Origin of the sequence: Caballeronia sp. LZ024 (assembly GCF_031451455.1) — a bacterium.
Lineage (GTDB): Bacteria > Pseudomonadota > Gammaproteobacteria > Burkholderiales > Burkholderiaceae > Caballeronia > Caballeronia telluris.
In genome coordinates this window covers 1,449,257-1,467,934 of the sequence record NZ_JARUXL010000001.1, presented here as the reverse complement: position 1 = coordinate 1,467,934, position 18,678 = coordinate 1,449,257, and the positions used below count along the sequence as shown (strand labels likewise).

18 protein-coding genes are annotated in these 18,678 nt (G+C 63.5%); 3 read left to right on the top strand and 15 right to left on the bottom strand.

Annotation, left to right across the window (positions count from 1 at the left end):
* Nucleotides 1–54: 54 nt before the first annotated feature.
* Together QCE48_RS06730 and QCE48_RS06725 are read right to left on the bottom strand one after the other, a co-directional pair.
* Nucleotides 55–285 carry a DUF465 domain-containing protein gene (locus QCE48_RS06730; RefSeq protein ID WP_309785586.1) on the bottom strand — a complete coding sequence of 77 codons (231 nt, stop codon included), beginning with the start codon at nt 283–285 and terminating at the stop codon, nt 55–57.
* Nucleotides 286–371: 86 nt separating this feature from the next.
* On the bottom strand, nt 372–1,319 hold the full coding sequence (locus QCE48_RS06725; RefSeq protein ID WP_309785587.1) for a colicin transporter: 948 nt from the start codon (nt 1,317–1,319) through the stop codon (nt 372–374).
* A gap of 182 nt (nt 1,320–1,501) precedes the next feature.
* On the opposite strand from QCE48_RS06725, the gene QCE48_RS06720 reads away from it, so the two are divergent.
* A complete protein-coding gene (locus QCE48_RS06720) occupies nt 1,502–3,859 on the top strand; it encodes a Tex family protein (protein ID WP_309788251.1) in 2,358 nt (785 codons plus the stop codon).
* A 79-nt stretch (nt 3,860–3,938) separates the two neighbouring features.
* Here QCE48_RS06720 and QCE48_RS06715 read toward each other — a convergent pair whose 3' ends face one another.
* Entirely contained in the window at nt 3,939–4,268 is a 330-nt protein-coding gene (locus QCE48_RS06715) for an RnfH family protein (protein WP_309785588.1), read from the bottom strand.
* The gene (locus tag QCE48_RS06710) at nt 4,265–4,702 is read right to left on the bottom strand and encodes a type II toxin-antitoxin system RatA family toxin (RefSeq protein WP_116561710.1); all 438 of its coding nucleotides are present in this window, start codon (nt 4,700–4,702) and stop codon (nt 4,265–4,267) included. The genes QCE48_RS06715 and QCE48_RS06710 overlap by 4 nt, the downstream gene beginning before the upstream one ends.
* Nucleotides 4,703–4,835: 133 nt before the next feature.
* Here QCE48_RS06710 and smpB point away from each other — a divergent pair, with 133 nt between their 5' ends.
* Entirely contained in the window at nt 4,836–5,285 is a 450-nt protein-coding gene (gene smpB, locus QCE48_RS06705; RefSeq protein ID WP_062639572.1) for an SsrA-binding protein SmpB, read from the top strand.
* A 58-nt stretch (nt 5,286–5,343) separates the two neighbouring features.
* Here the strand turns inward: smpB and QCE48_RS06700 are convergent, their stop codons facing one another.
* The 3 genes from QCE48_RS06700 to ppsA all read right to left on the bottom strand — a co-directional run bounded on the left by QCE48_RS06700 (nt 5,344) and on the right by ppsA (nt 9,243).
* Entirely contained in the window at nt 5,344–6,282 is a 939-nt protein-coding gene (locus tag QCE48_RS06700; protein WP_309785591.1) for an SPFH domain-containing protein, read from the bottom strand.
* Nucleotides 6,283–6,295: 13 nt separating this feature from the next.
* The gene (locus QCE48_RS06695; protein ID WP_309785592.1) at nt 6,296–6,727 is read right to left on the bottom strand and encodes an NfeD family protein; all 432 of its coding nucleotides are present in this window, start codon (nt 6,725–6,727) and stop codon (nt 6,296–6,298) included.
* Between the two features lie 98 nt (nt 6,728–6,825).
* Entirely contained in the window at nt 6,826–9,243 is a 2,418-nt protein-coding gene (ppsA, locus tag QCE48_RS06690; RefSeq protein ID WP_309785593.1) for a phosphoenolpyruvate synthase, read from the bottom strand.
* Between the two features lie 444 nt (nt 9,244–9,687).
* On the opposite strand from ppsA, the gene QCE48_RS06685 reads away from it, so the two are divergent.
* On the top strand, nt 9,688–10,506 hold the full coding sequence (locus QCE48_RS06685) for a pyruvate, water dikinase regulatory protein (RefSeq protein WP_309785594.1): 819 nt from the start codon (nt 9,688–9,690) through the stop codon (nt 10,504–10,506).
* Between the two features lie 3 nt (nt 10,507–10,509).
* Here the strand turns inward: QCE48_RS06685 and QCE48_RS06680 are convergent, their stop codons facing one another.
* From QCE48_RS06680 to bamA, 8 genes are all read right to left on the bottom strand, one after another.
* Nucleotides 10,510–11,292, bottom strand: coding sequence for an RNA methyltransferase (locus QCE48_RS06680; protein ID WP_309785595.1), 783 nt, complete (start codon nt 11,290–11,292; stop codon nt 10,510–10,512).
* A gap of 10 nt (nt 11,293–11,302) precedes the next feature.
* On the bottom strand, nt 11,303–12,025 hold the full coding sequence (gene rnhB / locus QCE48_RS06675; protein WP_309785596.1) for a ribonuclease HII: 723 nt from the start codon (nt 12,023–12,025) through the stop codon (nt 11,303–11,305).
* Nucleotides 12,025–13,191, bottom strand: a complete 1,167-nt coding sequence (gene lpxB, locus QCE48_RS06670; protein ID WP_309785597.1) for a lipid-A-disaccharide synthase — start codon at nt 13,189–13,191, stop codon at nt 12,025–12,027. Before lpxB ends, rnhB begins: the two co-directional genes overlap by 1 nt.
* 11 nt (nt 13,192–13,202) lie before the next feature.
* The gene (gene lpxA, locus QCE48_RS06665; RefSeq protein ID WP_309785598.1) at nt 13,203–13,991 is read right to left on the bottom strand and encodes an acyl-ACP--UDP-N-acetylglucosamine O-acyltransferase; all 789 of its coding nucleotides are present in this window, start codon (nt 13,989–13,991) and stop codon (nt 13,203–13,205) included.
* 67 nt (nt 13,992–14,058) lie between these two features.
* Nucleotides 14,059–14,517: a 3-hydroxyacyl-ACP dehydratase FabZ gene (fabZ, locus tag QCE48_RS06660; protein ID WP_087630438.1), complete on the bottom strand. Its 459-nt coding sequence runs from the start codon at nt 14,515–14,517 to the stop codon at nt 14,059–14,061.
* Nucleotides 14,518–14,661: 144 nt separating this feature from the next.
* Nucleotides 14,662–15,732 (bottom strand): UDP-3-O-(3-hydroxymyristoyl)glucosamine N-acyltransferase, encoded by a 1,071-nt coding sequence (lpxD, locus tag QCE48_RS06655; protein ID WP_309788252.1) that lies wholly within the window; start codon nt 15,730–15,732, stop codon nt 14,662–14,664.
* A gap of 41 nt (nt 15,733–15,773) precedes the next feature.
* Nucleotides 15,774–16,313 carry an OmpH family outer membrane protein gene (locus tag QCE48_RS06650; protein ID WP_404982675.1) on the bottom strand — a complete coding sequence of 180 codons (540 nt, stop codon included), beginning with the start codon at nt 16,311–16,313 and terminating at the stop codon, nt 15,774–15,776.
* Between the two features lie 46 nt (nt 16,314–16,359).
* Nucleotides 16,360–18,672, bottom strand: coding sequence for an outer membrane protein assembly factor BamA (gene bamA, locus QCE48_RS06645; RefSeq protein WP_309785599.1), 2,313 nt, complete (start codon nt 18,670–18,672; stop codon nt 16,360–16,362).
* Nucleotides 18,673–18,678 lie beyond the last annotated feature (6 nt).

Genomic DNA, 18,678 nt, shown 5'->3' with positions numbered 1-18,678 from the left:
CAAGCGGTTCCTGCGAATGCCGGAGCGCGCGCGATGCACGGTCGATGCGCGGCGTCAGTGCGCGTCCGGTTCCTGCTGCAATTGCAGCAGGATGATGGTGTCTTTCACCTTGAGCTTGCGCTTTTTCAGGCGCCTTAGCTCCAGGTCGTTGATGCCGGGCACGGTCGCCATCTTGCCGATCAGCGTATCGAGATCGTGATGCTCGGTCTGCAATTGCGCGATGCGATCGCGGATCATGGCTGCATCCACGGTCACGCCTGGCGTGTTGGTCAAACGCTGTTGCATGCTCGCCTCCTCACATCACGGCGCTATCCACGTCGACATGCATCGAGACGCGGCATCGCCCGAGGTTGCTGTCCGGCCCGACGGTGCTACTTGTTCTGTTGCTGCTGCTGTTGCTGCTGTTTCAGTTGTTGCTGACGCTGCTGCTCCTGCTGGGCCTCGAGCGCCTTCTGCTGCTGCTTGGCCGCCGCTTCTTTCTGGCGCGCCTCGACTTCCGTCTTGTGCAGCTCCGCTTGCCGCTGCTTTTCGGCATAGCGGTCCGCCTTTGCCTCGCGATCGCGTGCGTCCTGCGCGCCGCGTGCGCGTGCTTCGTCGAGCTGCTTCTGGTAGTCCGCCTGCTTGCGCTGATACGCGGCCTCGTTCGCGGCGCGCTGCGGCGCCTCGGCGTTGCGTTGCGCCGCTGCCAGTTCGTTCTGGCGCTGCTTCTCGGCAAACGACGTCTCGTTCGCCTTCTCGTTCGCCGCGCGCTGCGGTGCGTCGGCATCGAATTGCGCGCGCTTGATCGCCGCCTGCTGGTCGCGCTCCTTCGCATGCTGCACGCGCTGTTCGTCGTCGAGCGCGAGTTGCTCCGTGCGGATGCTGCGCTGCTCCACGCGCATCTGGTCGCGCGCCTTGTCGAGGCAGTGATTCACGAAGAACGTGCTGTAACAGTCGTGCTGCGCGACGCCATACCGATAGTCGTTCGCTTCGGTGCGCTTGTTCAGCGCCTTCTGGCGGCCGTCGAAGCCGGAATCCGCGCTCGGCACCGACGCATTGTCCGCCTCCGCCGATTCGTCGAGCGATCTCACGCTCACCGACGTAGTCGGATCGATCGGCTTCGGTTTCGAGGTCTGCGCGAGCGCGTTGTGCGCCGGCATCGCTGCGGTCACGACCAGCACGGCAAGCGACGACCCCAGCGCGGCGGCTCGCCGTACAGCCGGCGAGACGGCCCGCCACGGCAGGGCAAAGGACGATGCGACGGCAGTTTTCGATGCGCTCGCGGACGATACGCTCGGCGGGACGTGGATCAGGCGGGAGGTCGGCAACGTGATGGGCAAGCGGCTTGAACGATCCCGAAATTCTATCACCGCGCGCCGGGACGCCCCGGCATTTATGGCAAAATGCCCCGCTTCACCAACCCGGCCGGCGTGCTCGTGCCCCAAAGCTCCCGCGCGCCTCGCGCGAGTCCGCTACGCGCGCACCGACGCCCTTGATGAGCCAGCAGGCAGTGCAGAAACCCATGACGGAAACCGTAGCAGTCAAGATCGTACAGCGCATCGCCACGGAGTTGAGCGTCCAGCCGCGCCAGGTCGCCGCAGCCGTGCAACTCCTCGATGAAGGCTCGACCGTCCCGTTCATCGCCCGGTATCGCAAGGAAGTGACCGGTAATCTCGACGATACGCAACTGCGCAATCTCGAAGAACGGCTCCTGTATCTGCGCGAGCTCGAAGACCGCCGCGCGTCGATCATCCACAGCATCGACGAGCAAGACAAGCTCACCGACGAACTGCGCGCCGCGATCGAAGGCGCGGACAGCAAGCAGGTTCTCGAAGACCTGTATCTGCCGTACAAGCCGAAGCGCCGCACCCGCGCGCAGATCGCCCGCGAAGCCGGTTTGCAGCCGCTCGCGGACGCGCTCCTCGCCGATCCGAAGCTCGATCCGCAAGCAGAAGCCGCGAAGTTCGTCGACGCGGAGAAAGGCGTCGCCGACGTAAAGGCCGCGCTCGACGGCGCACGCGACATCCTTTCCGAGCAGTTCGGCGAAACGGCCGAGATTCTCGGCAAGCTGCGCGATTACCTGTTCAACCAGGGCCGCGTGATGTCGACGGTGGTCGACGGCAAACAGGGCGACGAAGGCGAGAAATTCCGCGACTACTACGAGTACAGCGAGACGATCCGCACCGTGCCGTCGCACCGCGCGCTCGCGCTCTTTCGCGGACGCAATGCCGGCGTGCTGATGGTGAAGCTCGGCCTCGGCGAAGAACTCGACGCGCAGGTGCCGCATCCCGGCGAAGCCATGATCGCGCAGCATTGCGGCATCGCGAACCAGGGGCGCCCGGCCGACAAATGGCTTTCCGACGTCTGCCGCTGGTGCTGGCGCGTGAAGGTGCAGCCGAGCATCGAAAACGACTTGCTGACGCAATTGCGCGAGGAAGCGGAAGCCGAAGCGATCCGCGTGTTCGCGAGGAATCTGAAGGATCTGCTGCTCGCCGCGCCCGCCGGTCCGAAAGCTGTCATCGGCCTCGATCCGGGACTGCGCACCGGCGTGAAGGTCGCGGTCGTCGATCGCACGGGCAAGCTGCTCGCCACCGACACCATCTACCCGCACGAGCCGCGCCGCGACTGGGACGGCTCACTCGCGAAGCTCGCACGCATCGCGGCGCAGACGCAGGCCGAACTGATCAGCATCGGCAACGGCACGGCTTCGCGCGAAACCGACAAGCTCGCGAGCGAACTCATCGCGAAGCATCCGGAACTGAAGTTGCAGAAGATCGTCGTGTCGGAAGCGGGCGCGTCGGTGTATTCGGCGTCCGAACTCGCCGCGAAGGAGTTCCCGGAACTGGACGTGTCGCTGCGCGGCGCCGTGTCGATCGCGCGGCGCCTGCAGGACCCGCTCGCCGAACTCGTCAAGATCGAGCCGAAAGCGATCGGCGTCGGCCAGTATCAGCATGACGTGAATCAGCGCGAACTCGCGCGCTCGCTCGATGCGGTCGTCGAGGATTGCGTGAACGCGGTCGGCGTCGATGCGAATACGGCGTCGGTCGCTCTGCTCGCTCGCGTGTCGGGGCTGAACGCGACGCTCGCGCGCAATATCGTCGAATTCCGCGATGCCAACGGGCCGTTCCCGTCGCGCGAGCATCTGAAGAAGGTGCCGCGTCTCGGTGACAAAACCTTCGAGCAGGCCGCCGGCTTTCTGCGCATCAACAACGGCGTGAATCCGCTGGACCGCTCGTCGGTGCATCCGGAGGCGTATCCGGTCGTCGAGCGCATTCTCGCGAAGATCAACAAACATGTCGCCGATGTGCTCGGCAAGCGCGAGTCGCTCTCGGGCCTCTCGCCGGCGGAATTCGTCGACGACCGCTTCGGGCTGCCGACGGTGCGCGACATCCTTTCTGAGCTGGAGAAGCCGGGCCGCGACCCGCGTCCCGAGTTCAAGACGGCGACGTTCCGCGAAGGCGTCGAGAAAATCTCCGACCTCACGCCGGGCATGGTGCTGGAAGGCGTCGTGACGAACGTGGCGGCGTTCGGGGCGTTCGTCGATATCGGCGTGCATCAGGACGGGCTCGTGCACGTCTCGGCGATGTCGACGAAGTTCATCAAGGATCCGCACGAAGTCGTGAAGGCGGGTCAGGTGGTGACGGTCAAGGTCCTCGAAACCGATGTGAAACGCCAGCGCATTGCGCTCACGATGCGACTCGACGACGATTTCGCTCCGGCCAACGCCGCGGCGGGCGCGGGAACGGGTTCGCAGCGCGGCGCGCAGGACCGGCGCGGCGGCGGCGGTGGCGGCAGCGCGCGCGACGTACGCGGCAATAATCGTCGCGAATCGGAGCCGGCCGGTGCAATGGCGGCGGCGTTCGCGAAACTTAAGCGCTGACGCTTGGCGTCCACGAAAAAATGCCGTTCCGGTGCAAGCCGGAACGGCCTTCTTACGGGCAGCGGGACGCCAAGGCGCCCTACCGCGAGTCCTTCGACTGCCACTTCCGCCCTTCGATCGACCCTGCCTTGCGCGTCTTCTCGACGCGCCGCTGACGCGCCATCTTCGGATCGACCTTGAGCGGCCGGTAAATCTCGACACGATCGAAATCGGCGAGCACGGCATCGAGCGGCGCGAGCTTGCCGAACACACCGACCTTCTGCGTCGTCAGATCGACTTCGGGATGGCGCGAAAGCACGCCGCTCGCGTCGATGGCCTGTTGCACGGTGGCGCCTTCGGGCAGATCCAGCGTCGCGAGGAAGCTTTGCGCTCCGGCCAGGCCATAGCAGACATCGATGCGCATGTTCATGCCTTGCCGTACTTCTGATCGGCGCGTTTGACGAACGAATCGACGAACGTATTCGCGATGTGGCTGAACACCGGCCCGATGATCTTTTCCAGAATCACGTTCGAAAACTCGTAATGCAGCGCGAATTCGATCTTGCACGCATCGGCGCGCAACGGCGTGAAGCGCCAAAAGCCCGTGAACTTCTTGAAAGGGCCGCTCATGAACTCCATATCGATGCTGGTCGGCCGCTTCTGCGTGTTGCGCGTCCCGAAGTGCTGCTTGATTCCCTTGAAGTTGATGTCGATCTTCGCTTCCATGCCGGTTTCGTCCTGGCGGAGAATCTCGACGCCGCCGCACCACGGCAGGAAATTGGGGTAGTCGGCAACGTCGGTGACGAGGTCGAACATCTGTTCCGCCGAGTGGCGGATCAATACGGTTTTCTGGACATCTGCCATAAAGGGCGCAACACAGTGGCAAGAGTGGGAAGCATCGCGGCCTGCATCGTCAGACGTTACAGGCAAGGTTCGGCCCCGTCCGGCGCCGCGCTGCTAAAATCAGGATTTTAAACGAGTTGGGCACTTTCCATTCATGAGCATCATCGACAACAGAAAAGCCTTCTTCGATTACTTCATCGAAGATCGCTACGAAGCCGGGCTCGTGCTTGAAGGGTGGGAAGTCAAGGCCATCCGCGCCGGCCGCACGCAGATCAAGGAAGGCTACGTCATCATCCGTGACGGCGAGCTGTATCTGATCGGCGCGCACATCAGCCCGCTGCCGGAAGCCTCCACCCACATTCACCCCGACCCTGTGCGCACGCGCAAGCTGCTTCTGCACAAGGAAGAGATTTCGAAGCTGATCGGCAAAGTCGAGCAGCGCGGCCACACGCTCGTGCCGCTCAATCTTCATTACAAAGGTGGGCGCGTGAAATGCGAGATCGGTCTCGCAAAGGGCAAGAAGATGCACGACAAGCGCGAAACCGAGAAGAAGCGCGACTGGGAACGCGAAAAGGCGCGCATTATGCGCACATCGACGCGCTGATCCAGTCGCGTCGTGGATGAAAAAAGGGCGTCGACCGCAGCGGTCGACGCCCTTTGTTTTAGCTCTTGCGAATCACGCCGCTGCCGCCGTCGCCCTTCACGATCGACAACGCGGAGGCGATCATCGAACTCATGTCCGCGAGATTGCCGGGCACGATCAGCGTGTTGCCCTGCTTCGCGAGGTTGCCGAACGCGCCGACATACTGTTCCGCGATCTTCAGGTTCACCGCGTCGATGCCGCCGCCCGTCTGAATGGCCGCGCCGACTTTTTCGATCGCCTGCGCGTTCGCCTCGGCGACGGCCAGAATCGCCGACGCTTCGCCCTGTGCCTGGTTGATCGCCGCCTGCCGTTCGCCTTCGGACTTGTGGATCGCGGCCTCGCGCGCGCCCCACGCGAGGTTGATCTGCTCCTGCTTGCGCCCTTCCGACGCCGCGATCACCGCGCGCTTTTCACGCTCGGCGGTAATCTGCGCCTGCATCGCGTGGAGGATTTCCTTCGGCGGCGTCAGGTCCTTGATCTCGTAGCGCAGCACCTTCACGCCCCAGTTCGACGCCGCTTCGTCGAGCGCGGTGACGATCGAATGGTTGATGTAGTCGCGTTCCTCGAAGGTCTTGTCGAGTTCGAGCTTGCCGATCACGGAGCGCAAGGTCGTCTGCGAAAGCTGCGTGATCGCGTACACGAAGTTGCTGGAGCCGTAGGACGCCTTCATCGCGTCGGTCACCTGGAAATACAGCACGCCGTCCACCTGCAACTGCGTGTTGTCGCGCGTGATGCAGACCTGGCTCGGCACTTCGAGTGGAATCTCCTTGAGCACATGCTTGTAGGCCACGCGGTCGATGAACGGCAGCACGATCGTGAGACCGGGCGTGAGCGTCGCGTGATAGCGGCCGAGGCGCTCGAGCACCCACGCGTGCTGCTGCGGCACGATCTTGATGGTCTGCGCGGCGATCACTACGACGATCACCAGCAGGATTGCCCCGACTATGGTCACATCCATTTCATGCTCCTTGTTATCCACGCTTCGCCGCGACGACCAGCCGGTTGCCCTGCATCGCCGTGATCCGGTACCAGCCCGCGCCCTCGGTTTCCCCCGGCGCGAGTTCGATATCCCATTGCGCGCCGCGATACATCGCGCGCGCATGGCCTTCGTGCCATTCGTTCACCTGCAGCGTCTCGCCAATGTCGAGGTTCACGTTGACGTCGCGCGAAGCGTCACGCTTCTTCCAGTTGCCAAAGCGCGAGCGGCGCAATACCACGACGGCGACCAGCGCCACGCCCGCTGCGGCCGCGAGTTCCACGTCGAGCGTCGCGCCGAACCAGTGCGCGAGCCCGCCCGCGATGAAACCGAGCGCGATCATCAGCAGATAGAACGTGCCGGTGAACAGCTCCATCACCACGAGCGCGCCGGCTACGATCCACCAGAAAAGTCCGCTTGAGGCCATGCCAGTCTCCAAACGAAAACACCCCGGAATATCCGGGGTGTTTATAGCACGGCAGCCATCTCGAAAAAGCTATCGCGAGGCCGCCATGTGATGCCTGCTTACTTGTTCAACGCCTTCGCGAGCGTCTGCCACGTATCGATGATCGTGTCCGGATTCAGCGACATCGACTTGATGCCTTCCTTCGCGAGCCATTCGGCGAGGTCCGGGTGATCCGAAGGACCCTGGCCGCAGATGCCGACGTACTTGTCGAGGCGCAGGCACGTTTCGATGGCGCGCTTCAGCATGAACTGCACGGCCGGATCGCGTTCGTCGAAGTCGACGGCGAGCAGTTCCATGCCCGAGTCGCGGTCGAGGCCGAGCGTCAACTGCGTGAGGTCGTTCGAACCGATCGAGAAGCCGTCGAAGAACTGCAGGAACTCTTCGGCGAGAATCGCGTTCGACGGCACTTCGCACATCATGACGAGCTTGAGGCCGTTCACGCCGCGCTTCAGGCCGAACTTCTCGAGCAGCCCGACCACGCGTTCCGCCTGCTTCAGCGTGCGCACGAACGGCACCATGATCTCGACGTTATCGAGGCCCATTTCCTCGCGCACCTTCTTGAGCGCGATGCATTCCATGTGGAACGCTTCGGCGAAGTCGTCGGCGATGTAACGCGACGCGCCGCGGAAGCCGAGCATCGGGTTTTCTTCGTCCGGCTCGTAGCGCGAACCGCCGATCAGCTTCTTGTACTCGTTCGACTTGAAGTCCGACAGACGCACAATCACGGGCTTCGGATAGAACGCCGCCGCGATCGTGGCGATGCCTTCGGTCAGCTTGTCGACATAGAACGCACGCGGCGATGCGTGACCGCGCGCGACGCTCTCGACCGCCTTCTTCAGGTCCGCGTCGATGTTCGGGTACTCCAGAATCGCCTTCGGGTGCACGCCGATGTTGTTGTTGATGATGAACTCGAGCCGCGCGAGGCCGACGCCTGCGTTCGGCAATTGCGAGAAGTCGAACGCGAGCTGCGGATTGCCGACGTTCATCATGATCTTGACCGGAATCTCGGGCAGATCGCCGCGCTGGACTTCGGTGACCTCGGTTTCGAGCAGGCCGTCGTAGATCTTGCCTTCGTCGCCTTCCGCGCACGAGACCGTCACGAGGGCGCCTTCCTTCAGCACGTCGGTGGCGTCGCCGCAGCCGACGACCGCCGGCACGCCCAGTTCGCGTGCGATGATCGCCGCGTGACAGGTGCGCCCGCCGCGGTTCGTCACGATGGCCGAGGCGCGCTTCATCACCGGTTCCCAGTTCGGGTCGGTCATGTCGGCGACGAGCACGTCGCCCGGCTGCACGCGTTCCATTTCCGACGGATCGTGGATCACGCGCACCGGGCCCGCGCCGATCTTCTGGCCGATCGCGCGGCCGGTGGCGAGCACGTTCGACTGGCCTTTCAGCTTGAAGCGCATCTCGGCCTTGCCGGCCGCCTGGCTCTTCACGGTTTCCGGACGCGCCTGCAGGATGAAGATCTTGCCGTCGCGGCCATCCTTGCCCCACTCGATGTCCATCGGACGCTGATAGTGCTTCTCGATGATCACCGCGTACTTCGCGAGTTCGATCACGTCGTCGTCGGTGATGGAGAAGCGGTTGCGCTGCTCGTGCGCCACGTCGACGGTCTTCACGCGGCCTTCTTCGCCCGCCTTCGTGAATTCCATCTTGATGAGCTTCGAGCCGATCGAGCGGCGGATGATCGGATATTTGCCCGCGGCGAGCGTGGTCTTGAAGACGTAGAACTCGTCCGGGTTGACCGCGCCCTGCACGACCGTTTCGCCGAGGCCGTAGCTCGACGTGATGAACACGGCGTCCTTGAAACCCGATTCGGTATCGATGGTGAACATGACGCCCGCGGCGCCCACGTCCGAGCGGACCATGCGCTGCACGCCCGCCGACAACGCGACTTCAGCGTGCGTAAAGCCCTTGTGGACGCGATAGGAGATGGCGCGGTCGTTGTAGAGCGACGCGAACACGTGCTTCATGCGGTCGAGCACGTCCTCGACGCCGACCACGTTCAGATAGCTCTCCTGTTGACCCGCGAACGACGCATCCGGCAAGTCTTCGGCGGTAGCCGACGAACGCACGGCAAACGACAGCTCTTCAGGCGAGCTGTTTTGCAGCGTGTCGAAGCCCGCGCGGATGTCGGCTTCGAGGCGCGGCTGCATCGGCGCATCGACGATCCACTGGCGAATTTCCTTGCCGGCTTCGGCCAGCGCCTTCACGTCGTCGACGTCGAGCGTTTCAAGGCGCTTCGCGATGCGCTCGGTCAGATTGTTGTGATTGAGAAAATCGCGAAACGCCAATGCCGTCGTGGCGAAGCCCGTCGGCACGCGCACGCCGGCGCTCGCCAGCTGGCTGATCATCTCGCCGAGCGACGCGTTCTTGCCGCCGACGATTTCGACATCGGTCATTCGCAACTGCTCGAATGGAACTACATACGCCTGATCCTTTGCGACATCTTTCGCAACATTGACTGCGTTAGTCATACAAGCCCCTGAGGTGGATGAAATTCTCGATCATGCAAGCGGGCTCTCGTGCGGCCGCGCCCGTTGAAAGCGCGTGCCGTACCTTGCACAACCTGTTTGATGAGCTATCGCAAAATAGTCCGGAGCGGCCAAAAAACGCGGTTCGGACATGCGTCGAGTCGATCATTATTTGCTCGAAACGACGCCGATCTGCAGGAAAATCGCGCGAATCGGGCGGAAACGACGAAATTCGATATCAAATTGTTCGCAATTGCTTATCGAACAGGTTGCCGCTATTCTACCGTGCTGGCTCTTGAAATGTTCTGCCGGGCCGACAAATGCGCAGCTTAATCGCCGTTCACGGTGCGCCGGCACACATCGCCCCTGTTCAGTAGGCTTTTAGTCCGCTCAATGAAATGCGTATCGATTTGAGCGCGGTCGCCCACTCTCGTTCCCTCTTCACCGATGCCGCCATCCGTATTCATCGTCTCCGACGGTACCGGGATCACTGCCGAAACCTTCGCGCACTCGATCCTCTCCCAGTTCGACCAGAAATTCCGGCTCGTGCGCTTGCCGTTCGTCGATTCAAGCGACAAGGCGTTTGCGACCGTCGAGAAGATCAACGAGGCCGTGTCGCTCGACGGGCGCCGCCCGATCGTCTTCACTACGCTCGTCGACAGCGAATCGAACCGGATCGTGAAGGCCTCGAATGCGCTCGTGCTCGACATGTTCCAGACCTTCATCGAGCCGCTCGAACACGAACTGGAAATCAAGTCGACGCACGCCATGGGGCGCGTGCATCAGAACGCGGATACCGAGGAATACAAGAACCGGATCGAGGCGATCAACTTCTCGCTCGCCCACGACGACGGCCAGAGCAACCGCAATCTGACCGAGGCCGACGTGATCCTGGTGGGCGTCTCACGCAGCGGCAAGACACCGACGAGTCTCTATCTCGCGATGCAGTACGGCGTAAAAGCCGCTAATTACCCGCTGATCCCCGAAGATTTCGAGCGCGGCAAGCTGCCGACGCCGCTTCTGGAACATCGCGACAAGATGTTCGGGCTGTCGATCGATCCGCAGCGGCTTTCGGAAATCCGCAATGAGCGGCGGCCGGGCAGCAAGTACGCTGCGCTTGCGAACTGCCGCTACGAGATCAACGAAGCGGAAATGATGATGAAGCGCGAGGGGGTCAAGTGGCTGTCCTCGACGCACAAGTCCATCGAGGAAATCGCGACGACCATCCTTCAGGAAATCAAACTGGAGCGGCCGTCGTATTACTGAGGCTCACGCGCCGCGCTGCTGGCGGCATTGCTCGAAAAGACACACGGCGGCCGCGGCCGCCACGTTGAGCGACTCCATGCCGCCCGGCTGCGGAATCGTCACGCGATGCGTCACGGCATCGCGCCATGCCTGCGACACGCCCGCGCCCTCGTTGCCGAACACCCACGCGAGTTCGCCCGATAGATCGCTGTGGTAGATGGCCTGTGCGCCGTGCGAATCAGTGATCGTCACCGGCACGTCGAGCCGCGCGATCAGGCCGGCGGGCTCCACGTCCTCGAAAATATTCAGCAGGAAATGCGCGCCCATCGCCGAGCGCAGCACTTTCGACGACCACGCGTAAGCCGTGCCCGGCGCGCAAAACACGTTCTGCACGCCCGCCGCCGCCGCGCTTCGCAGGATCGAGCCGACATTTCCCGCGTCCTGCACGCCGTCGAGCACGACGCAGGTCGTCGCGACCCGCGCCGGCAGCGGCGCGTCGATCTTTTCGACCAGAAGCAGCATGCCGACGCCATGCACGACGCTCGATAGCTGCCCGAAGAGCGCATCGGGCAGCGTGTGCACGCGCTTTTCCTCGATACGCGCGACGATCGCGCGCGCTTCCTCGTGCTGCAACGCGCCTTCGGTGACGATGCACGTCTCCGGCTGCCCGGCGGCGTCGAGATAGGCGGACGCGAGGTGCAGCCCTTCGAGCAGCGCGTGGCCGCTTCGGCGCTGCTGCGCCGTGGAACCGGCGAGCGCCTTCAGGCGCTTATAGAGCGGATTTTCCCGCGAGGTGATGGATTTCACGTTGGAGAAGTCAGAAGGCGCGGGCGTCCGAGTCCTGATCGAGCGTGGCGGCGGCGGCGATCACCTCCGGCGCAACGTCCGGCAACACGATGCCGAAGCGGGCATGCGCCTCGCGCACCGGCGCGAACGACCGTCGATGATGCTCGCACGGCCCGTGATCGCGCAAAGCGGCGAGGTGCTGCGGCGTGCCGTAACCGGCATGCGCGTCGAAACCGTAGTGGGGATGCATCTCGTGCAATTGCAGCAGCATGCGGTCGCGCGTGACCTTAGCGAGAATCGACGCCGCCGAGATTTGCGCGACGAGCGCATCGCCGCCGATCACGGCTTCCGAGCGGATCGCGAGAACCGGGCAGCGGTTGCCGTCGATCTTCACGAGCGTCGGCGCCACCGACAGCCCTTCCACCGCGCGCTTCATCGCGAGCATGGTGGCGTGGAGGATGTTGATCGTGTCGATTTCCTCGACGCTCGCCGAGGCGACGCAGTAAGCGAGCGCGCGATCGACGATCTTGTCGTACAGTTCCTCGCGCTTTTTCGCGGTGAGCACTTTGGAGTCGTCGAGACCGCGAATCTTCGGCTTGGCCGGATCGAAAATCACCGCCGCCGCGACGACCGGTCCGGCGAGCGGCCCGCGCCCCGCTTCGTCGACGCCGCAAATGACGTCGAGCGGCGAGTCGAAATTGAGGCCGCGCTGCTTCGATGCCGCCTTCGCCGGCTTTTTCGCTGCGCCCGCCATTATCGCGGCCTCCGGGATTCGAGCATCGTCGCAACGGCTTCCGCCGCCTTCTGCGCCGTGTTCTGGCGCAGCGCGTGGTGCATTTCCGTGAAAATTTCCGTCAGGGTACGGCGGTTCGCGTCGTCGTTCAACTGTTTCAGCGTGGCGTCGGCGAGCGCTTCGGGCGTCGCGAAATGTTGCAGGATTTCCGGCACGACGAAACGCCCCGCCAGGATGTTCGGCAGGCCGACATACGGCAAATAACCCTGGCGCTTCATGATCTGGCCCGTGAGCCAGGGCACCTTGTACGAGATGACCATTGGCTTCTTCAGGAGCGCCGCTTCCAGCGTGACCGTGCCGCTTTTGACGAGGATTGCGTCGGCGGCGGTCATCGCGGTCTGCGCGCGGCCGTCGGTGATCGTGAGATTCAGATGCGGATGCGCTTCCACCAGCGGTTGCAGCAACTCGCGCAGTGCAGGATTCGCCGCCGGCATCAGAAAGCGCACGCCGGGCTCGCGCAACTGCATCAGCTCCATCGCGTCGAAGAACGTCGGGCCGATCAGCGAAATTTCCGAGCGGCGGCTACCCGGCAGCACGGCGATCACCGGACCGCCCTCGGCGATCCCGAGTTCGCGGCGCGCGCCGAGCGTGTCCGGTTCGATGGGGATTTCGTCGGCGAGCGGATGTCCAACGTAAGTCGCCGCCACGCCCGCCTTTTCCAGCAGCGCGGTTTCGAACGGAAACACGCACAGCATGTGATCGACGGCCTTCACGATTTTCTTGATGCGCCCGCCGCGCCACGCCCAGATCGACGGACAGACGAAATGCACGGTCGGAATGCCCGCGTCGCGCAGCGCGTGTTCGAGCCCGAAATTGAAGTCGGGCGCGTCCACGCCGATGAACACCGACGGCGGCTCGGCCAGCAACTGCCGCTTCAGTTCGTTGCGGATGCCGAGAATCTCGGGGATGTGCCTGAGCGCCTCGACGTAGCCGCGCACGGTCAGCTTGTCCATCGGCCAGTGGGCATCGAAGCCGACGGCCGTCATGCGCGGGCCGCCGATGCCACTATAGTGCGTCGCGGCCGGCAGCCGCTCCTTGAGCCCGCCGAGCAGCGACGCCGCCAGCAGGTCGCCGGACGGCTCGCCCGCGACCATCGCGACACGCAAGGGATTGGGTAACAGCGTCATCGAAGCGGCGTTCAGCGGATGATGCCGCGTTGCGACGCCGCGATGAAGTCGTAGAACGCCTTGACGGGCGCATCGCCGTCGCCGCCGGCCTTCGCGAGTTCGCTCAACTGCACTTTCGCCTCTTCGAGCGACAGGCCGCTCTTGTAGACGACGCGGTACGCCGAGCGCAACGCCGAAATCGCTTCGGCGGAAAATCCGCGCCGGCGCAAGCCTTCGACGTTGATGCCGTGCGGCTCGGCCTTGTTGCCCGCCGCGATCACGAACGGGGGCACGTCCTGCACGAGCGCCGATGCGCCGCCCAGCATCGAATGCGCGCCGATGCGCACGAACTGGTGCACGCCCGACATGCCGCCGACGATCGCGTGATCGCCCACGGTCACATGGCCCGCGAGCTGCGCGTTGCTCGACATGATCACGTTGCTGCCGAGCCGGCAATCGTGGCCGACGTGCACGTACGCCATGATCCAGCAGTCGTCGCCGATCGAGGTCAGGCCCTGGTCCTGCACGGTGCCCGTGTGGATCGTCGTGAATTCGCGGATGGTGTTGCGGTTGCCGATTTCGAGCCGGGTCGGTTCGTCCTTGTACTTCATGTCCTGCGGACGGCCGCCGACCGACGCGTAATGGCCGATGCGATTGTCTTCGCCGATCGTCGTGTGGCCTTCGATCACGCTGTGCGAGCCGACGGTCGTGCGCGCGCCGATCACGACGTGCGCGCCGACGATCGCATACGGCCCGATCTCGACGGATTCATCGAGCTCTGCGCCCGGCTCGACGATCGCGGTAGGGTGAATCTTGCTCATGCGCCCTCGCCTAGTGTTCTGTTCGTTGCGTTGCGTGTGTTCCGATGCGAGTCGGGCCGTGCCGCGATCACGCGTCGGTGTTCTTCACGGTGCACATGAGTTCGGCTTCCGCGGCGACTGCGCCGTCGACTTCGGCGCGCGCCTTGAATTTCCAGATGCCGCGCATGTACCGCTCGAACGTGACGTTCAGGATCAGCTGATCGCCCGGCTCCACCACGCGCTTGAAGCGCGCGCCGTCGATGCCGACGAAGTAGTAGAGCGTCGTTTCCGGATCGTGCGGCTCTTCCGCGAACGTCAGGAGCGCGGCCGTCTGCGCCAGCGCTTCGAGAATCAGCACGCCCGGCATCACCGGACGCGTCGGGAAGTGACCCTGAAAATACGGCTCGTTGATTGACACGTTCTTCAGCGCTTTGATGCTCTTGTGCGGCTCAAGTTCGAGCACGCGATCGACGAGCAGGATCGGATACCGATGCGGCAGCAACGTAAGAATCTTGTGGATGTCGAGATTGATTTTTTCTGTGCTCATGATCGTTCTGCTCGCGCGTCTTTTAAACGCGGATGTTGACTGCGGACCGCGCGCGGCCCGCCTGGGATGCTGTCGTCTCTGCTGTTGTCGCTGCTTGAATCTTGTTCGTGCGGCTCGAACGACCGCTTGGGTCGAAGCTGCGTGCTACTCGCTCTTGCGCTCGTCCAGCGCCGCTTCGAGCGCCTTGATGCGGTCGCGCAGTTTGTCGAGGTTGCGCATGATGGCCGCGCTCTTGTTCCAGTCGGCGTGATTCACGGCCGGGAACGCGCTCGTGTACATGCCCGACTTCGTCAGCGACTTCGACACGCCCGACTGCGCCGTGACGATCACGTAGTCCGCCAGCGTCACGTGGCCCGCGATGCCCACCGCGCCGCCGATCATGCAGTGCCGCCCGATGTTCGTGCTGCCCGCGATGCCCGCGCAGCCGGCAATGACTGTGTAAGCGCCGATCCGGCAGTTGTGACCGATCTGCACGAGATTGTCGATCTTCACGCATTCCTCGATGACGGTATCCGCCATCGCGCCGCGATCGATAGTGGTGTTCGCGCCGATTTCGACGTCGTCCGCGATATCGACCGCGCCGACCTGCGGGATTTTTACCCAGCTGCCGGTGCGCGCCTCGCCTTCGCCTACGAAATCCGGCGCGAAACCGAAGCCGTCCGCGCCGATCACCGCGCCCGCATGCACGATCACGCGCGCGCCAAGCTTACAGCCATGATAGACCGTTACGTTCGGATAGAGATGAACGTCGTCGCCGAGCTTCACGCCCCGGCCGATCACGACGCCCGCGTCGAGTTTTACGCGCTCGCCGATCACCGCGCCCGCTTCCACCGTCACGTGCGCGCCGATGACGGCGCTGGCCGCGACTTTCGCGCCCGGGTCGATCGACGCGCTCTCGTGCACGCCCGGCTTGACGGCCGGCGTCGCGAGGTCGATGAACGCCTGCGCGACGCGTGCGAAATACGCGTAAGGATTCGGCGTGACGATGAAGTTGAGGCCTTCGCGGGCCGCTACTTTTTCGAGATCCGCAGCCGAAATCAGCACCGCGCCCGCCCGCGTCGTCTCGACTTGCGGCAGATATTTCTGATTCGCGAGAAACGCGAGCTGCCCAGCGTCGGCCTTGTCGAGCGGGGCGAGGCTGCCGACGCGGTGTTGCGCGTCGCCGACGATCTCGCCGCCGAAGCGCCGGGCCAGTTCAGCGAGCGTGATCGTCATTGCCGATGTCGTACCTGATGCCATCCGTCTGCGGCTCCTGATCAGTTCGCGCTGCTGGCGGCAAGTGCCTTCAGCACCTGATCGGTGATATCGATACGCGGGCTCACGTACACCGCTTCCTGCACGATGAGGTCGTAGTGCTGCTGCTCGGCGATCTGCTTGATGATCTTGTTCGCGCGATCCAGCACCGCCGCGAGTTCTTCGTTGCGGCGCTGGTTCAGGTCTTCGCGGAATTCGCGCTGCTTGCGCTGGAAGTCCGCGTCGAGTTGCGAAAGGTCACGCTGACGCGCCGCGCGATCCGTGGGCGACATCGACGGACCGTTCTTGTCCACGCCGTCCGACATCGTTTTCAGGCGTTGCGCCATTTCCTGCAGCGCCTTGTCGCGCTTCGAAAACTCCTGCTCGAGCTTCGATTGTGCCGCTTTCGCCGCCGCCGACTCGCGCAGGATGCGGTCGGAATTGACGGCCGCGATCCGTGCGGCACCGGTGTCCTGCGCGTACGCGCCAACGCCCGAGAAGCCGAGGATCATCGACAGCACAAGGACCGATCCCAAATGTTTCGATAGCTTACCGGTTCGCAAAGTCTTCCTCACGTCACTAAAGGGCAGAAACGAGTCACGCATTGCGTCAGAACGCCGTGCCGATCTGGAACTGGAACTTCTGATACTGGTCGCCTTCGTGCTTCTGCAGCGGGAAACCCAGGCTCAGCTTGAGCGGGCCGATCGGCGAGATCCATGCGAGACCGACACCGTAACCGTAGCGCAGGCCGTTCGAGCCGCCTCCCGAACCGCCCTGTCCCGGGTCGCCCCAGACGTTACCGGCATCGAGGAAGGTGAAGACACGCAGCGTGCGGTCATAACCCGTGCCCGGCAGCGGGAACGTCAGTTCGATATTGCCGACTGCCATGCGCGAGCCACCGATCGGGTCGCCCGTCGACGGGTCGCGCGGACCGAGCGAGCTCGGCTCATAGCCACGCACCGAACCGATACCGCCCGCGTAGTAGTTCTTGAAGATCGGGTACGTCTGTCCTTGCAGGCCCTTGCCGTAACCGCCCTGCAGGTTGAAGCCGAGCACGAAGCCGCGCGCGAACGAGTAGTAATACTGGAACTGCGCGTCGAACTTGCCGTAGGTCGTATTGCCGAGCGGCGTGCCGTATTCGGCGTTCGTCTGCAGGTAGTAGCCGCGGCTCGGCACGAGCGCGCTGTCGCGATTGTCGCGCGACCAGCCGACCGTCAGCGGGATGTTGTTCACCACCCGGCCGAATTCGTTCACGTAATTCTTGTACGCGGTCGGCGTGTTCGAGTCCACGTCCATCGTGTTCTGCTCGATGCCGGCGCCGAAATACACGGTGTCCTGCTCGGAGAACGGGATGCCGAACTTCGTGTCGGCGCCCATCGTGATGATCTTGAAGCTCGAATCGGTCGAGTAATAGAGCGGCTGGTACGTGCGGTAGTACGCGTCGGTGATGCGCTTGATGCCGTCGATCGTGAAGTACGGATCGACCTGCGTCACCGTCAGCGTGCGGTACGTCTTCGCGGTGTTCACGTTCACCGCGAGGCTCGTGCCGGAGCCGAACACGTTGTCCTGCGACACGCCAGCAGAAAGCACCACCTTGTCCGTCGACGAGAAGCCCGCGCCCAGCGTGATCGCGCCGGTCGGCTTTTCCGCGACCTTCACGTCCACGTCGACCTGGTCGTTCGTGCCTTCGACGGGAATCGTGGTCACGTCGACGTCGGTGAAGTAGCCGAGGCGGTTCACGCGGTCCTTGGACAGCGCGAGGCGGCTCGAATCGAACCACGAGCTTTCGAGCTGGCGCATTTCGCGGCGCACGACTTCGTCGCGCGTGCGCGTATTGCCCACGATGTTCACGCGCCGCACATAGACGCGGCGGCTAGGCTCGATCTGCAGCGTGAGGTCGACCGTATGGTTCGCCTGGTCGATCTGCGGTTGCGCGTTGACCTGCGCGAACGCGTAGCCGTATTCGCCGAGCTTGTCGACGATCGCCTTCGTGGTCGCCTGCAGTTTTTCCGCCGAGAAGCGCTCGCCCGGCTTGATCTTGATGAGCTTGGTGAGTTCCGCCTCGCGGTCGAGCAGATTGCCCGCGAGCTTGATGCTGTTGACCTTGTACGGCTCGCCTTCGTGCAGCGCGATGGTCAGGTACATATCCGACTTGTCGGGCGAGATCGAAACCTGCGTCGAGTCGATGCTGAATTCGAGGTAGCCGCGATTCAGGTAATACGAGCGGACGTTCTCGAGGTCGCCCGTGAGCTTTTCCTTCGCGTACAGATCGTTCTTCGTGTACCACGAGAACCAGTTCGGCGTGGAAAGCTGCATCTCGTCGCGCAGCGTGCTCGTGCTCACGGCCTTGTTGCCGATGAAGTTGATCTGGCGGATCTTCGCGCTCGGACCTTCGGCCACCGAGAACAGGATCGACACGCGATTGCGGTCGACCGGCGTCACCGTCGTCGTGACTTCGGCGGCGTAGTAGCCGCGCGTCAGATACTGGCGTTTGAGCTCCTGTTCCGCGCGATCGACGAGCGCCTTGTCGTAAGATCGGCCCTGCGACAATCCGACCGAACGCAATGCCTTCGTCAGGTTGTCCTTGTCGAACTCATGGAGGCCGGCGAAATCGATTTGCGAGATGGCCGGACGTTCCTGCACCTGCACCACGACGATGTTGCCTTGAGTGGCAATCTGCACGTCGTTGAAGAAGCCCGTTGCATAAAGCGCGCGAATCGCTTCGGACGCCTTGTCATCGGTAAACGTGTCGCCTTGCTTGATCGGCAGGTAGGCGAAGACTGAACCCGGTTCGATGCGCTGGAGACCGTCGATCCGGATATCCTGCACGACAAAAGGCGTGGTCGCGTGTGCCGCCATGCCGGTTGCGGCCAGTGCCGCGGCCACAGCCGTCTTAGGAACAAAGCGATGAGGTTTGAACAACGTGCT

Coding starts and splice junctions, on each gene's coding strand:
- QCE48_RS06730 (WP_309785586.1), bottom strand. CDS start 285: ATGCAACAGCGTTTGACCAACACGCCAGGCGTGACCGTGGATGCAGCC.
- lpxD (WP_309788252.1), bottom strand. CDS start 15,732: ATGACGATCACGCTCGCTGAACTGGCCCGGCGCTTCGGCGGCGAGATC.
- QCE48_RS06695 (WP_309785592.1), bottom strand. CDS start 6,727: ATGGCCTCAAGCGGACTTTTCTGGTGGATCGTAGCCGGCGCGCTCGTG.
- rnhB (WP_309785596.1), bottom strand. CDS start 12,025: ATGGCGGGCGCAGCGAAAAAGCCGGCGAAGGCGGCATCGAAGCAGCGC.
- smpB (WP_062639572.1), top strand. CDS start 4,836: ATGAGCATCATCGACAACAGAAAAGCCTTCTTCGATTACTTCATCGAA.
- QCE48_RS06715 (WP_309785588.1), bottom strand. CDS start 4,268: ATGAACATGCGCATCGATGTCTGCTATGGCCTGGCCGGAGCGCAAAGC.
- QCE48_RS06685 (WP_309785594.1), top strand. CDS start 9,688: ATGCCGCCATCCGTATTCATCGTCTCCGACGGTACCGGGATCACTGCC.
- lpxA (WP_309785598.1), bottom strand. CDS start 13,991: ATGAGCAAGATTCACCCTACCGCGATCGTCGAGCCGGGCGCAGAGCTC.
- QCE48_RS06700 (WP_309785591.1), bottom strand. CDS start 6,282: ATGGATGTGACCATAGTCGGGGCAATCCTGCTGGTGATCGTCGTAGTG.
- QCE48_RS06710 (WP_116561710.1), bottom strand. CDS start 4,702: ATGGCAGATGTCCAGAAAACCGTATTGATCCGCCACTCGGCGGAACAG.
- ppsA (WP_309785593.1), bottom strand. CDS start 9,243: ATGACTAACGCAGTCAATGTTGCGAAAGATGTCGCAAAGGATCAGGCG.
- QCE48_RS06720 (WP_309788251.1), top strand. CDS start 1,502: ATGACGGAAACCGTAGCAGTCAAGATCGTACAGCGCATCGCCACGGAG.
- fabZ (WP_087630438.1), bottom strand. CDS start 14,517: ATGAGCACAGAAAAAATCAATCTCGACATCCACAAGATTCTTACGTTG.
- lpxB (WP_309785597.1), bottom strand. CDS start 13,191: ATGACGCTGTTACCCAATCCCTTGCGTGTCGCGATGGTCGCGGGCGAG.